The 12,953-nt window shown below is 63.2% G+C and carries 15 protein-coding genes; 11 read left to right on the forward strand and 4 right to left on the reverse strand.

The features are described from left to right. The first annotated feature begins 90 nt into the window (after positions 1 to 90). On the forward strand, positions 91 to 345 hold the full coding sequence (locus A4R29_RS11750; RefSeq protein WP_013532118.1) for a DUF2171 domain-containing protein: 255 nt from the start codon (positions 91 to 93) through the stop codon (positions 343 to 345). A gap of 9 nt (positions 346 to 354) precedes the next feature. On the opposite strand, the gene A4R29_RS11755 is transcribed toward A4R29_RS11750, so the two are convergent. Together A4R29_RS11755 and A4R29_RS11760 are read right to left on the reverse strand one after the other, a co-directional pair. Beyond that, the gene (locus A4R29_RS11755; RefSeq protein ID WP_063171975.1) at positions 355 to 1,380 is read right to left on the reverse strand and encodes a P1 family peptidase; all 1,026 of its coding nucleotides are present in this window, start codon (positions 1,378 to 1,380) and stop codon (positions 355 to 357) included. Further along, positions 1,380 to 2,453 (reverse strand): branched-chain amino acid ABC transporter substrate-binding protein, encoded by a 1,074-nt coding sequence (locus tag A4R29_RS11760; protein WP_063171976.1) that lies wholly within the window; start codon positions 2,451 to 2,453, stop codon positions 1,380 to 1,382. The genes A4R29_RS11755 and A4R29_RS11760 overlap by 1 nt, the downstream gene beginning before the upstream one ends. A 179-nt stretch (positions 2,454 to 2,632) precedes the next feature. On the opposite strand from A4R29_RS11760, the gene A4R29_RS11765 reads away from it, so the two are divergent. The 7 genes from A4R29_RS11765 to A4R29_RS11795 all read left to right on the forward strand — a co-directional run bounded on the left by A4R29_RS11765 (position 2,633) and on the right by A4R29_RS11795 (position 9,033). After that, positions 2,633 to 3,160, forward strand: a complete 528-nt coding sequence (locus A4R29_RS11765; RefSeq protein WP_013532115.1) for a flavin reductase — start codon at positions 2,633 to 2,635, stop codon at positions 3,158 to 3,160. Then, entirely contained in the window at positions 3,157 to 4,086 is a 930-nt protein-coding gene (locus tag A4R29_RS11770) for an AAA family ATPase (RefSeq protein WP_063171977.1), read from the forward strand. The genes A4R29_RS11765 and A4R29_RS11770 overlap by 4 nt, the downstream gene beginning before the upstream one ends. A 3-nt stretch (positions 4,087 to 4,089) precedes the next feature. After that, positions 4,090 to 5,334, forward strand: coding sequence for a vWA domain-containing protein (locus A4R29_RS11775; protein ID WP_024504342.1), 1,245 nt, complete (start codon positions 4,090 to 4,092; stop codon positions 5,332 to 5,334). Positions 5,335 to 5,394: 60 nt separating this feature from the next. Further along, complete coding sequence (locus A4R29_RS11780) at positions 5,395 to 5,733, forward strand: XdhC family protein (protein WP_013532112.1); 339 nt, start codon at positions 5,395 to 5,397, stop codon at positions 5,731 to 5,733. Positions 5,734 to 5,798: 65 nt separating this feature from the next. After that, positions 5,799 to 6,503 (forward strand): XdhC family protein, encoded by a 705-nt coding sequence (locus A4R29_RS11785; protein ID WP_013532111.1) that lies wholly within the window; start codon positions 5,799 to 5,801, stop codon positions 6,501 to 6,503. Beyond that, positions 6,500 to 8,110, forward strand: a complete 1,611-nt coding sequence (locus A4R29_RS11790; protein WP_063171978.1) for an NTP transferase domain-containing protein — start codon at positions 6,500 to 6,502, stop codon at positions 8,108 to 8,110. The genes A4R29_RS11785 and A4R29_RS11790 overlap by 4 nt, the downstream gene beginning before the upstream one ends. Before the next feature lie 32 nt (positions 8,111 to 8,142). Beyond that, positions 8,143 to 9,033, forward strand: coding sequence for an alpha/beta hydrolase family protein (locus A4R29_RS11795; protein WP_063171979.1), 891 nt, complete (start codon positions 8,143 to 8,145; stop codon positions 9,031 to 9,033). 29 nt (positions 9,034 to 9,062) lie between these two features. Here A4R29_RS11795 and A4R29_RS11800 read toward each other — a convergent pair whose 3' ends face one another. Beyond that, positions 9,063 to 10,115: a DUF1176 domain-containing protein gene (locus A4R29_RS11800; protein ID WP_063171980.1), complete on the reverse strand. Its 1,053-nt coding sequence runs from the start codon at positions 10,113 to 10,115 to the stop codon at positions 9,063 to 9,065. 138 nt (positions 10,116 to 10,253) lie between these two features. Here A4R29_RS11800 and A4R29_RS11805 point away from each other — a divergent pair, with 138 nt between their 5' ends. Further along, a complete protein-coding gene (locus A4R29_RS11805; RefSeq protein ID WP_063167831.1) occupies positions 10,254 to 10,760 on the forward strand; it encodes a DUF1993 domain-containing protein in 507 nt (168 codons plus the stop codon). Between the two features lie 61 nt (positions 10,761 to 10,821). On the opposite strand, the gene A4R29_RS33020 is transcribed toward A4R29_RS11805, so the two are convergent. Continuing rightward, positions 10,822 to 10,986 (reverse strand): hypothetical protein, encoded by a 165-nt coding sequence (locus A4R29_RS33020; protein ID WP_023706483.1) that lies wholly within the window; start codon positions 10,984 to 10,986, stop codon positions 10,822 to 10,824. Between the two features lie 310 nt (positions 10,987 to 11,296). Between A4R29_RS33020 and A4R29_RS11810 the strand changes: the two genes are divergently transcribed. Together A4R29_RS11810 and A4R29_RS11815 are read left to right on the forward strand one after the other, a co-directional pair. Then, complete coding sequence (locus tag A4R29_RS11810; RefSeq protein ID WP_082827379.1) at positions 11,297 to 11,752, forward strand: hypothetical protein; 456 nt, start codon at positions 11,297 to 11,299, stop codon at positions 11,750 to 11,752. Positions 11,753 to 11,866: 114 nt separating this feature from the next. Beyond that, entirely contained in the window at positions 11,867 to 12,934 is a 1,068-nt protein-coding gene (locus A4R29_RS11815) for an aldo/keto reductase (protein ID WP_063171982.1), read from the forward strand. Positions 12,935 to 12,953 lie beyond the last annotated feature (19 nt).

The following is a 12,953-nucleotide window of genomic DNA, read 5'->3' on the forward strand; positions in this document are numbered from 1 at the left end:
GACGGAATCAAAACGTCGTGCGGTGCGAAAGCCGATGCATCCAATCGGCCCGTCATTTGTTATTGTCGGCAGTCCCAATGGAGAACCACCATGACCGACACCAGCAAAATTCGTGAGCATATGGAAGTCGTCGGCGCCGATGGCGTGCATGTCGGCACTGTCGACAAGGTCGATGGCCAGCGCATCAAGCTAACCAAGGCCGATAGCGGCGAGGGCGCCCACAAGGGCCATCACCACTACATTCCCCTGAGCCTGATTGCCGAAGTCGACGGCAAGAAGGTCTGGCTGTCGGCGAATTCTGATGTCGCGGTGACGTTCGAGGAAGAAAAGTCCGATCCGGTCTGATTGATCGCTTCACTTCATGCGTGACGACCAGGCCGGAAACAGATCGTTTTCGGCAGGCGTCGCGGCATAGACGCCTCGGCTGATGGCGCGCGCCATGGTGGCGCCGGCGGCGGCGTAGAGATCGATTGCTGCATCGGCGGAGAGTTCGATACCGCTCGTGCCGGTCGCCAGCGCGAACACAAGGTCGCCATCGGCCGGCGTGTGCGTCGGCCAGATGGCGCGCACGAATCCATCATGCGCCGACATCGCCAGGCGCTTGGCGGCAGCCTTTGTGAGCACCGCATCGGTGGCAATGACGGCGATGGTGGTGTTGCCGCCGGTCTCCGTCTGCCGGCCAAAATGTTTGTCGCGGTACTTCAAAAGAATCCGTTTCGCCTCGTCAGGCATCGGCGAGGGATAGCCAAGCCCACCGAATTCGTCGCCGATTTCGAACGGTGCCGCCCAGAAATGGCGGGTTCGGCCTGTGGTCACCGAACCGGTCGGATTGACGGCGGCCAGCGCGCCGATGGTGACGCCATTGTCGAGCAGCGTCGAGGCGGAGCCGAGGCCTCCTTTCAGCCCCGAAGTGAGCGCGCCGGTGCCGGCGCCGATAGTGCCGAGTTGGAAATCGGCGGTGGCGGTTTGCGCGGCTTCATAGCCAAGCTCGCGGTAGGGCGGATAACGGCCCCAATCCTTGTCGCCGCCATTGCGCAGGTCGAACAGAATCGCCGACGGCACGATCGGAACGCAAAAACCGCCGACCTCGAGGCCGATGCCGCGTTCACGCAACGCCGCCTGCACGCCGGAAGCTGCGTCGAGGCCGAAAGCCGAGCCGCCCGAAAGCACCACGGCGTGCACCACATCGACGGAATTGTGCGGTTCGAGCAGGTCGGTCTCGCGGGTGCCCGGCGCACCGCCCAGGATCTGAACGCCGGCCACTGTGGACGCATCGCAAAGCACGGTCGTTACCCCGGATTTCAGCCTGGCGTCGGACGCATTGCCGACGCGCAGGCCGGCAACGTCGGTGATCAGGTTGCGTGGGCCGGTGCGAAACATCAGTTGCTTTCCAAGGGCGCAAAGCGCGTGCCATCGAAGCGGAAGACGCGGTAGGGGCTCCGGCTGAGATCGCCTTTCGCATCAAACCGGATCGGCCCGATCGCCGTGGTGAAATCCTGTCCGGTCAGAGCTTCGGTCAGTGGTTTGCCCGAGCTTTCTGACAAGCCCGACGCTGCCTTGGCGATTTCGACCGCCGCAAAGGCCGGCAGCGTATAGCCGTCGGGCACGACCTTTTGCGCGGCAAAGGCCGCCAGCACTTTTGGATCGGCGACATCGGCCCATTCCGGCGGTGCGATCATCAGTGTGCCCAAGGAATAGGGCACGTCGCCGGGCGGCGTGCGCAGATTCTCGCCGCCGGCAAAGACGATGCCCGCCTGAAGCTGTGCGGCATCGCGGCCCATGATGGCGATGTCGTCGCCATCGCCGCCGGCAAAGACATGCGTCGCGCCGGCCTTCTTCAGCCGACCGATCATGCCGATCTGATTGTCGAGCTGGGGCCGGAACGTGTCGACGAACACAGGTTTCAGCGCTGCCTGTTCGGCCGCTGCCCGCAACGTCTCGGCGATTTCACGGCCGTAGATGGTGCCGTCGTCGATAATGGCGAACAATTCGTTTTGCCACAGGCGGGTGAGGGCTGACGCGACCGCATTGCGCTCATCGTCGCCGCGTGGTCCGAGGCGATAGACCGGCCAGCCGGTCTTGGCGCGGCGGTCGGTCAGGCTTTCGGTTCGCACGCCAATGGTGATGACCGGAATGTTGGCGTCCTTCAGGATCGGCATCGCCGCCTCGATCGCCTCGGTGCAGAGAAAGCCGACCACGATATTGACCTTGACGGCTGCGAATTCCCTGGCCGCGGCAGCGCCGCCATCGGCGGTGCAGGCGTCATCCACGGTCTTGAGTTCGATGCCGTCCGCTTCGGCGGCCATACCGGTACCGGCCTCGATCTGCTTGCCGAGAATGGCCGATGGTCCCGACAGGGGCGCCGAGACGCCGACCAGCAGCGTCCGGGCATCCGCACCACTGGCCAGGAACAGCCAGAACAGCGCCGCTATTGTTCTTGTCTTGGGTCGCATTCGAGCGATGGGATCCTCCGGGCCGGTCCTATGCTCCCGGCACTGTTGCCGCCAAGACCTAAAGGCTGCCCGGCCTTGGTGCAACACGCGAATTTCGGGATATGGCTCAGGCACTTCGCTTGTGGCGGGCTATGTCTGGCCATATATGTCGATAGGATCCTGACAATGGAAAAAATACGGTGCTGAAGAAGAACGACATTGGGCCGCAGGCCTATCGCGACGCGATGAGCCACTTTGCCGGCCACGTCCATGTGGTCACCACCGACGGGCCGGCCGGCAAGCGCGGCGCGACGGTGATCGCGGCCTGCTCGGTTTCGGACACCCCGCCGACCATTCTGGTCTGTCTCAATCGCGAAAATCCCAAGAACGAACCGTTCGTGAAAAACGGCAGGTTTGCCTTGAACACCCTGGCTTCCCACCAGGAGCCGCTGTCAGTCGGCTTTTCCGGAATCACCGGCTTGCCGGTCGAGGAGCGCTTCGCGCTCGGCGAATGGGACGTGATCTCCACCGGCGCGCCGACGCTGAAGGGTGCGCTCGCCGTGTTCGACTGCGAATTGATCGATACCAAGGACCTGGCCACCCATCGTGTGCTTTTTGGCAAGGTGACAGGCCTGCGGATGGGCGATAATTTGCGGCCGCTGATCTATCACGCCCGCGGCTACCACGTACTGGAAAGCGGAGCGGCGGCGTTCACGGAGAAAGAATGACCGAGCTGAAACCGCGCGCCGCGCCACGGACGATCGACGAGACGCTCGATCTCCTGACCGGTGCGGACTATGTGGCGGACCGGTCGCTGGCGACCGTACTGTTCCTGTCGTTGCGTATGAAGCGGCCGCTTTTCCTTGAGGGCGAGGCCGGCGTCGGCAAGACCGAGATCGCCAAGGTGTTGGCACAGGCGCTCGGCCGCCGGCTGATCCGCCTGCAATGCTATGAAGGCCTTGACGTCTCGTCCGCCGTCTACGAGTGGAACTACGCCGCGCAGATGATCGAGATCCGCATGGAGGAGGCGGCCGGCAAGGTCGAGCGCTCCGCCATGGAGCGCAACGTCTTCTCCGAAAAATACCTGATCCGCCGCCCGGTGCTCGATGCGCTGACCGGCAAGGCGGGGGCTGCCCCGGTTTTCCTGATCGATGAGCTCGACCGCACCGACGAGGCGTTCGAGGCCTTCCTGCTCGAAATCCTGTCCGACTTCCAGGTGACGGTGCCCGAGCTCGGCACCATCAAGGCGGAAGAGCCGCCGATCGTCATCATCACCACCAACCGCACCCGTGAGATCCACGACGCGCTGAAGCGGCGCTGCCTCTATCACTGGGTCGACTATCCCAATGCCGAGCGCGAGTTGGAGATCGTGCGCCGCAAGGTGCCGCAGGCCAACCAGCGCCTTTCGGCCGAAGTGGTCTCCTTCATCCAGAAGCTGCGCCAGATCGAGCTGTTCAAGGTGCCGGGTGTCGCCGAAACCATCGACTGGGCCGGCGCGCTGACCGAGCTCGACAAGGTGGCGCTCGATCCGGAAACCGTCTCCGATACGATCGGCGTGCTGTTGAAATACCAGGACGACATTGCCCGCATCGAGCAGGGCGAAGGCCAGCGCATCCTCAACGAGGTGAAGGCCGAGCTTTCGGCGGCGGAGTAGGCGATGCCGCGCCCCGAGCCAAAAGAGGCCATGCCGCACGGGCGGATCGCCGACAACATCGTCTATTTTGCCCGCACCTTGCGCAAGGCGGGCATGCGGGTCGGGCCGGCCTCGGTCAAGGACGCCATCGAGGCGGTGCTCGCCGCGGGCATCGGTTCGCGCGACGATTTCTACTGGACGCTGCACGCCGTGCTGGTGTCGCGGCATGAGGATCACGCCATTTTCGACGAGGCCTTCCGGCTGTTCTGGAAGTCGCGCGAACTGATCGAAAAGATGCTGGCGATGTTTTCGCCGGTGGCGCCCGACACCAGGGAAAAGCAGAAGCCACGCGCCGCTGAAAACCGGGTCAGCCAGGCGATGTTCGAGGGACACCAGAAGAACCAGCCGCCACAGGAAATTCCCGAGATCGAGGTCGACGCCCGCTTCACCTTTTCCGGCAACGAGGTGCTGCGGGCCAAGGATTTTGCCCAGATGAACGCCGCCGAGATGGCCGACGCCAAGAAGGCGATCGCGCAGTTGCGGTTGCCTTTCGACATGGTGCGGACGCGGCGCTTCAAGGCCGATGCGCATGGCCGCCGCATCGATCCGCGCGCCATGATGCGTTCGGCCGCGCGCACCGGCGGCGAACTGATCCTGCCGAAATTCCGCTCAGCCCGCGAGGTTCATCCGCCGCTGGTCGTGTTGGCCGACATTTCCGGCTCGATGAGCCAGTACACGCGGATTTTCCTGCATTTCCTGCATGCGCTGACGGAAAAAAGGCGTCGCGTGCACACCTTCGTCTTCGGTACCCGGCTGACCAATCTGACGCGGCAGATGCGCCATCGCGACCCGGATGCAGCCCTTGCCGACTGTTCGGCAGCGGTCATGGACTGGTCGGGTGGCACCCGCATCGGCGACACGCTGGCCGAGTTCAACCTGATATGGTCGCGCCGCGTGCTGGGGCAGGGGGCGGTCGTGCTTCTGATCACAGATGGGCTGGAGCGCGACGATGTCGCCGGCCTGTCGGAGGAGATGGAGCGCCTGCACAAATCCTGCCGGCGGCTGATCTGGCTGAACCCGTTGCTGCGCTTCGACGGCTTCCAGGCGCGCGCCCGTGGCGTCAAGGCGATGCTGCCGCATGTCGACGAGTTCCGCTCGGTGCACAATCTCGATGCGCTCGCCGATCTCTGCGCGTCATTGGACAAGAAGTCGGCACAATCCGTCGATCCGCGCCGATGGCTGGAAGCTGGCGCGAGGCGCGCCGCATAACCATATCCTTCCCATCCGGAAAACAGATCCCGAGAAAAACAGACTTCTGGAGAAACGGTCATGGAAAACAGCATTTATCTGGATGAGGCCCGCGACCCGCTGATCATTGCGGAGGGCTGGATGAAGGACGGCAAGGACGTGGCCATCGCGACAGTGGTCGAGACCTGGGGTTCGGCGCCCCGACCTGTAGGCAGCCATCTGGTCATCGACGCAGACGGCAATTTCCACGGCTCCGTCTCGGGCGGCTGCGTCGAAGGCGCCGTGGTCAGCGAGGCCATCGACGTCATCGACAGCGGCAAGGCCAGGATGCTGGAGTTCGGTGTTGCCGATGAAACCGCATGGCAAGTGGGCTTGTCCTGTGGCGGCCGCATCAAGGTGTACGTGGAAAGACTGGGCTAGAGCATGATCCCAAAAAGTGGGACCCGGTTTTTGGACAAGATGATGCTCGGACAAGAGATTTCCTGATGGATCCCTACGCCTTAAAAACTTTGAACGCCGAACGACGCGCCCGCCGTGCGGCGATCCTTGTCACCGATCTCGGTGACGGCCGCGACCGGATCGTGCGCGAGGGCGATCACGTCGCCGGCGATCTCGGAACCGCGATCGCCAGGGCGTTTCGCACCGGTAATTCCGGTTCGGTCGAAGCCGAGGGGCGGACTTTCTTTCTCAACGCGCATCTGCCGCAGCCGCGTCTGGTCGTGATTGGCGCTGTCCATATCAGCCAGGCGCTGGCGCCGATGGCGAAGATCGCCGGCTATCCCGTGGAGATCATCGACCCCCGCACCGCTTTCGCCACGCCGGACCGCTTTCCCGATGTGGCACTTCATGCCGAATGGCCGGAGGATGTGCTGAAGCGTCAGCCGCTCGACAGCTACACCGCACTTGCCGCCGTCACCCATGATCCGAAGGTCGATGATTTCGCCCTGAAGGCAGCACTAGACGCCAACTGCTTCTATGTCGGCGCGCTCGGCAGCAGGAAGACGCATGCCAAGCGTGTCGAACGTTTGCTGGCGCTGGGCGCGAGCGCCGACCAGATCGCCCGTATTCATGCGCCGATCGGGCTCGATATTGGTGCTGCCAGCCCGGGAGAGATTGCTGTTGCGGTGTTGGCCCAGGCGATCCATGCCTTCCGCTCGCGCGGGCTGGACGCAAAAGGTGCGGCGGCGTGAAATTCGGACCGATCCCGATCGAGACGGCGGAGGGCGCGGTGCTGGCACACTCCACCACCGCTGGTGAACGCCGCTTCCGCAAGGCGCATAGGCTGAGCGCCGAAGATGTGGCGCTGCTACGGACTGCCGGTGTTTCCGAGGTCGTTGCGGCTGTTTTGGCTGAGGACGACCTCGGCGAGGATGCGGCCGCGCAAACGATTGCCGGGAGCATGGCCTTTCGCGGCATCGAAGCCAAGCCTGCCGCGACCGGGCGGGTCAACCTCCATGCCAAGGCGCCGGGCATCTTCACGGTCGATGCCGCTGCCATCGACGCCATCAATGCCATCGATCCCGCCATCACCATCGCCACGCTGGCGCAGCATGCGCCGGTCGAAAAAGGCCAGATGGTCGCGACGGTGAAGATCATTCCCTTCGCGGTCGGTTCAGCGCTGGTCGACGCTGCGACAGAAATCTGCGCCGCAGGCGAGATCTTTGCCGTCAATGCCTACCGGCCCGTGCGTGTCGGCGTCATCCAGACGGTTCTGCCGGGCATCAAGCCTTCCGTGCTCGACAAGACGCTGCGGGTCACCGAAGCACGGCTGGCGCGCACCGGCGGCAGGCTGACGGCCGAGCGCCGCACGGCGCATGAGATCGCGCCGGTGGCGGAGGCCACGGCTTCCCTGGTGCGCGACAATGACGTGGTGGTGATCTTCGGCGCCTCGGCGATGAGCGATTTCGCCGATGTCATTCCCGCGGCGATCGAGAAAGCGGGCGGTACCGTCGTCCGCGCCGGTATGCCGGTCGATCCCGGCAATCTGCTGGTGCTCGGTACGCTCGGCGGCAAGCACGTCATCGGCGCGCCCGGCTGCGCCCGCAGTCCCAAGGAGAACGGGTTCGATTGGGTGCTGGACCGATTGATCGCCGGTCTCGACGTGACCGCCAGGGATATTGCCGGCATGGGGGTCGGCGGGCTGTTGATGGAAATCCCCACACGGCCGCAGCCCCGCGAACCGCTGCCGGCCAAATCTCAACTGAAGGTCGGCATCGTGCTGCTGGCGGCCGGCCGGTCGAGCCGCATGGGTGGACCCAACAAGCTGCTGGCGCTGTTCGACGGCAAGCCGCTGGTGTACCGCACCGCCGAGCGGGCGCTTGGCTCGAAGGCGTCCAGAACTGTCGTCGTCACCGGCCACCAGCGCGAGCGGGTGCGCGCTGCGCTGGCGGGCCTCGACGTGACCTTCGCGCACAATCCTGATTTTACCGACGGCTTGTCCACGTCGCTGAAGGCCGGCATTGCCTATCTGCCGGAGGACTCCGCCGGTGTGATGATCGCGCTCGGCGACATGCCCGATATCACGTCCGACGATCTCGACAGCTTGATCGATGCGTTCCGCAAGGGCGGCGGCAATGCGGTGGTCCGCGCTTCGCATGACGGCAAGCGCGGCAATCCGGTGCTGTTGCCGCGTTCGCTGTTTCCGGCGATCGCCCATCTGGAGGGCGACACCGGTGCACGCCATCTGGTCGAGACCGAAGGGCTCGATGTCATCGATGTCGAGATCGGCGCGGCGGCGTCTGTCGATGTCGACACGCGCGAGGCGCTGGAAGGCGCCGGCGGCGTGCTGCAGGATTGACAAACCCAAGCCGAATTACGCATGCCTTGGGTATGTCTTTTCGCCGCCAAATTTTCTGTGCCTTTGCAGTCACGACCGCGTTGCTGTCTTCGGCCGCGCAAAGTCAGACGCTGTCCCTAAAACCCTTCAAGGACGATCTCTTCGCCTATCCGCCCACGCTGTCGTCCGACAGCAACGGCGCCTACACGGTCATCGACTACCGCGAGATGCGCGACATCAACCAGCGTGACCAGGTGCCCGAGCGGCGGGTGAACGCCCAATATACCGACGCCAGCGTGCGCAAGGTGCAGCAGGATCTGTTGCTGAAAACCGACGCCGGCGATATCAGGCATGTCGCCGTCGGCAAGACCGAGGGCGCCGGCATCATCGTGCTTTACCTGCACGGGCAGGGCGGCAGCCGCAAGCAAGGTGTCGACGACTTCACCTTCGGCGGCAATTTCAACCGGCTCAAGAACCTGATGGCCAGCAATGGCGGCCTCTACCTTAGCCCGGATTTTACCGATTTCGGCGACAAGGGAGCAGCGCAGGTGGCAGCGCTGATCGGTCACTATGCCGACCGGTCGCCAGGCGCGAAGATCTTCGTTGCCTGCGGATCGATGGGTGGTGCGCTGTGCTGGAAGCTTGCCGCGCGCAAGGACATGGGCGGCCGCATCAACGGCCTGCTGCTGCTCGGCTCACTCTGGGACGACAGCTTTTTCGCGAGCCCAGCATTCAAGCGCCGTGTGCCGGTCTTTTTCGGCCAGGGCAGTCACGACGTGGTCTTCCCAGTGGCAAATCAGGAGGCATTCTTTCGCTCGATCCTGGCCAAATCGAAGACTTACCCGACCCGTTTCGTTCGTTTCGAGACCGGCACCCATGGCACCCCGATCCGCATGACCGACTGGCGCGGCACGCTCAACTGGATGCTGTCGAAGGCGCCCTGATCGACACAGCCTACAAGCTCGTGTGATGCTCAAGGCGCAGTGTTGTAGTCGACGACAGTCTCGGGATTTTGCTCGCCGTCATAGGATGCATCGACGTCGTACTGGACCAGCGAGAAATTGCCGTTGCGGAACAGATACGTGCCGGCGTCGGAAGCATCGCCGACCCCGCGCCACTTGTTGAACGTGGTGATCGTCTGGGTGGCCTCGTCGTAGTCGGAATTGACCGCCCAGCCGGACGTCTGGAAACCGACGATGCTCATGCCCAGCAATTTGCCGTTGCTGTCATTGTTCTCGTAGCGGATGTCCATCTTGGGTTCGGCGAATTGCAATTGCTGCACGGCCGATGTCTCGTCGGTCATATAATAGACCGAGCTTTCATTGTAGGCGGCGGCCGAGCAGGAAAAATGGAACAGCCGCGTCTCCTTGTTGGGGTCGCCGGGCTGCGCATCCTTGTCCTTGTATTTGATTGAAAAGACCGTCGGCTCGTCGGCCAGGAACTGCTTGTCGCACTGGTCGCCATAGGTTGCCAGAAACGCCTTCTTTGCCTGCTCCAGCGCAGTGTCCTTCTTCGGTGGCGGCGGCCCGTCGCCGCAGCTTGGCGGCAGCGCCTCCTCGAAATCGGCGGTGGAGGGTTTCAGTGCCCCCTTCTCGATGTGGATCGGATCGAAGGGTGGCTCCGCCTGGATCTGGGCATTCACCTGGCGCAGCGTGTAGCAGCCGGCAAAAACCTTTTCGCCGCCGCTCTTGTCGGTGGCGCGGATGGCGACGGGCACGTTGTAGAAAATGCTGCCGGCCGCACCTTCGTCGGAAACCGCCCCGGTCAAGACCTCGACCTTGTCGGTGCCGTCATAGCCTTTGACGAAACTGTCGAAATCCTTTGCCGGTTTTGTATCGCCGAAATACCCCCAGGCGCGGGCGAATTCGTGCCGGCTGATGGCGCTGTAGAGCGAACGCACAACAGCATCGGCGCTCGACCGGTCGTCGACATAGGGCGTTTCGCGGGCATCTTCGGCTGCCAAGGTCGTTTGACCGATCGGGGCAAGGGAGAGAAAGGCAGTCGCTGCGAAAAGGGCGCATCTCATCGGGAACCTCCGCTCGATAAGAGGATTCTACGACGGCGATTGCGGCAACGTGGTGACGCGGCGTCGGCGGCCTTGAAAAATCCTGCACGAAGGCGCTACGTCGCGTCCGCCGGCGCTGGGCCGGGCAGGAGATTTGACGTGACGATATCGATGTATGAGGCATCCGTGCCGGTGTTTTCGGCCAGGCTGAAAGCGCTTTCCAATGTGCTTGCGACCGCCGAACAGAATGCGCTGGACCGCAAGATAGACCCGCAGGTTTTTCTGACGGCGCGGCTGGCGCCGGACATGTTCGCCTTGACCAGGCAGGTGCAGATCGCCACCGATCATGCCAAGGGCGCGCCGTCACGGCTCGCCGGCCGCGAAGTGCCGAAATACGAGGACAATGAGGCGAGTTTTGCCGATGTCCAGGCTCGCATCACGAAGACGCTCGACCTTCTCGCGACATTTTCGGCTGCCGAATTCGACGGCTCCGATGACAAGATCATCGAGCTGAAGCTTGGTGGACGCGAAAGCTCGATGCCCGGCCTGCAGTATCTGCTGCATGTGGCCATGCCCAACTTCTATTTCCATCTCACCACGGCTTACGACATCCTTCGCCACAATGGCGTACCGTTGGGCAAGGCGACATTCCTGGGATCGCGCTAAGGAATTGAGTTTGTTGGAGGTGTCCCGGACCGATCCGGGACATCCTGAACACCGGATGCAGCTAGCGAACGGACATTTCGCGGGCGATGCGGGGGAAGTCGGCCGGCTTGATCCCGATGTCGGCGCGGTCGGCATTGCTCATCGAATGAAGCAGCGCGAGCGCCGAGCGGTATCTCAGATGTTCCTGTGGCCGAGGCCGGGCGAACATTTCAGTGAAGAAACCCATGATTCAAGCCCCAAAATTGGTCCTCCACGGCTGCCAATATAGGTGAATCGTGACAATTGTGCAGTGCAGCATTTGCATACCTGCCATGTCTTGGCGATTTTTTTCGCCATTTTCCGCAACCGGGTGAAACTTTTGCTGACGCGCATCGTAGCCTCGAATGCTGGCTGCATGGCTGCCACGAGGCGACGGCTAAATTCATTGAGATCGGTGCCATGCATTTTTAACGAGCCGGTTCTATGCTTCGATACCCGAATGGTCGGGCGAGGGGGAGGCTGACATCGCTACTGGCGCTAAGCGGGATTTCGCTTCGTTGCTCGACGACCTCTTCATCGCCCCCGACAAGAATGGCGAGGACGTAGAGGCCGGCGCTCGTCCATCCATCCCGTTCGACTATCTTTCGGTGGCCGATGAGCTCCATTCCGGTCGCATCAAGGTTTCCGCTGCCGAATATCGCGAGGCAGGCGCGGATCTGGCGACCGAATTCGCCGCTTTGCTCGATCATGCCAAGCTGGCTCTCGCCGGCGAAGAGCCAAAGCCCGAGGAAAAACTGCCGCCGATCGATCCCGAAGCCATCGCCGTCGAACTCGGCCTCAATCAGCCCAAGCAGGTCGCCGATTTCGGCCGTATGCGCCGCAGCTTTGCCTTTGCCAACCATCCCGACCGCGTCGCCCCGCATCTGCGCCAGCGCGCCATGATCCGCATGCAAGTGGCCAACATGCTGATCGACGAGGCCAAGCGTCGTGCACTGGCCGGTGCTCGCCGCTAACCCGGCTGGTTCACGCAAAAGTCGGCCTGGCGAGGCTTGGAGAGCGGCTCTGCTTTGCCTATAGATGCGGCTCCTCCGCGCAGTCGCGCCAGCCTTCCTCCGGAGCCGAATTCCATGCACAAACGCCGTCTCGGTCGGACTGATCTTCTTGTTACCCAGATCTGCCTGGGCTCCATGACCTGGGGTCAGCAGAACACCGAGGCCGAAGGCCACGCCCAGATGGACCTGGCTTTCTCGCGCGGCGTCAATTTCATCGACACCGCCGAGCTCTATCCGATCCCGCCCAAGGCGGAGACGCAGGGGCGGACCGAAAAAATCATCGGCAGCTGGATGAAGGCCAAGGGCAACCGCGACAAGGTGATCTTGGCCTCGAAGGTCGTCGGCCGCACGGCCAACAGCTGGTTTCGCGGCGACAGGCCGTCGCAACTGGTGCGCGCCGATATCTTTGACGCCATCGACAAGTCGCTGGCCAAGCTCGGCACCGACTACATCGACCTCTATCAGATCCACTGGCCGGAGCGGGATATCCCCTGGGGCGCCAACCCGACGCGCGTCGGCGCCGTGTCGCCGCGCGCCGATTCCGTCGGCGCACCGGCCGGCGAAACGCCGATCGCCGAGACGCTTGCCGTGTTTGACGAATTGGCGAAGGCAGGAAAGATCCGGCATTTCGGCCTGTCGAACGAGAGTTCCTGGGGCGTGATGCGGTTCCTTGCCGAAGCCGACAAGGGTATCGGCCCGCGCGTCGCGTCGATCCAGAACGCCTACAATCTCGTCAACCGCACCTTCGAGGTGAATCTCGCCGAGGTCTGCGAGCGCGAGCAGGTGTCGCTGCTGCCCTATTCGCCGCTGGCGCAGGGCTATCTCACCGGCAAGTACGACCACGGCGCGCGGCCTCAGGGCTCGCGCACGCAGCTGTTCAATCGCGGCCAGCGCTACGAGACGCCAGGTGCCGCCGAGGCACAACTCGAATACAATGAGCTGGCGCGCTCCTTTGGCCTGGAGCCGGCACTGTTTGCCAACGCCTTTGTCTCGAGCCGGCCGTTCGTGACCTCGAACATCGTCGGCGCGACGACCGTTGCGCAGCTCGATATGGCGCTGTCTTCCGTCGACGTCGTCTGGACCGACGAAATGCAGAAGGCGGTGGATGCGATCCACCAGCGGGTCGGCAATCCCTGTCCTTGAACGGGGATTGCTGGCCGAA

This window comes from Mesorhizobium ciceri biovar biserrulae, from assembly GCF_001618845.1.
Taxonomy (GTDB): domain Bacteria; phylum Pseudomonadota; class Alphaproteobacteria; order Rhizobiales; family Rhizobiaceae; genus Mesorhizobium; species Mesorhizobium ciceri.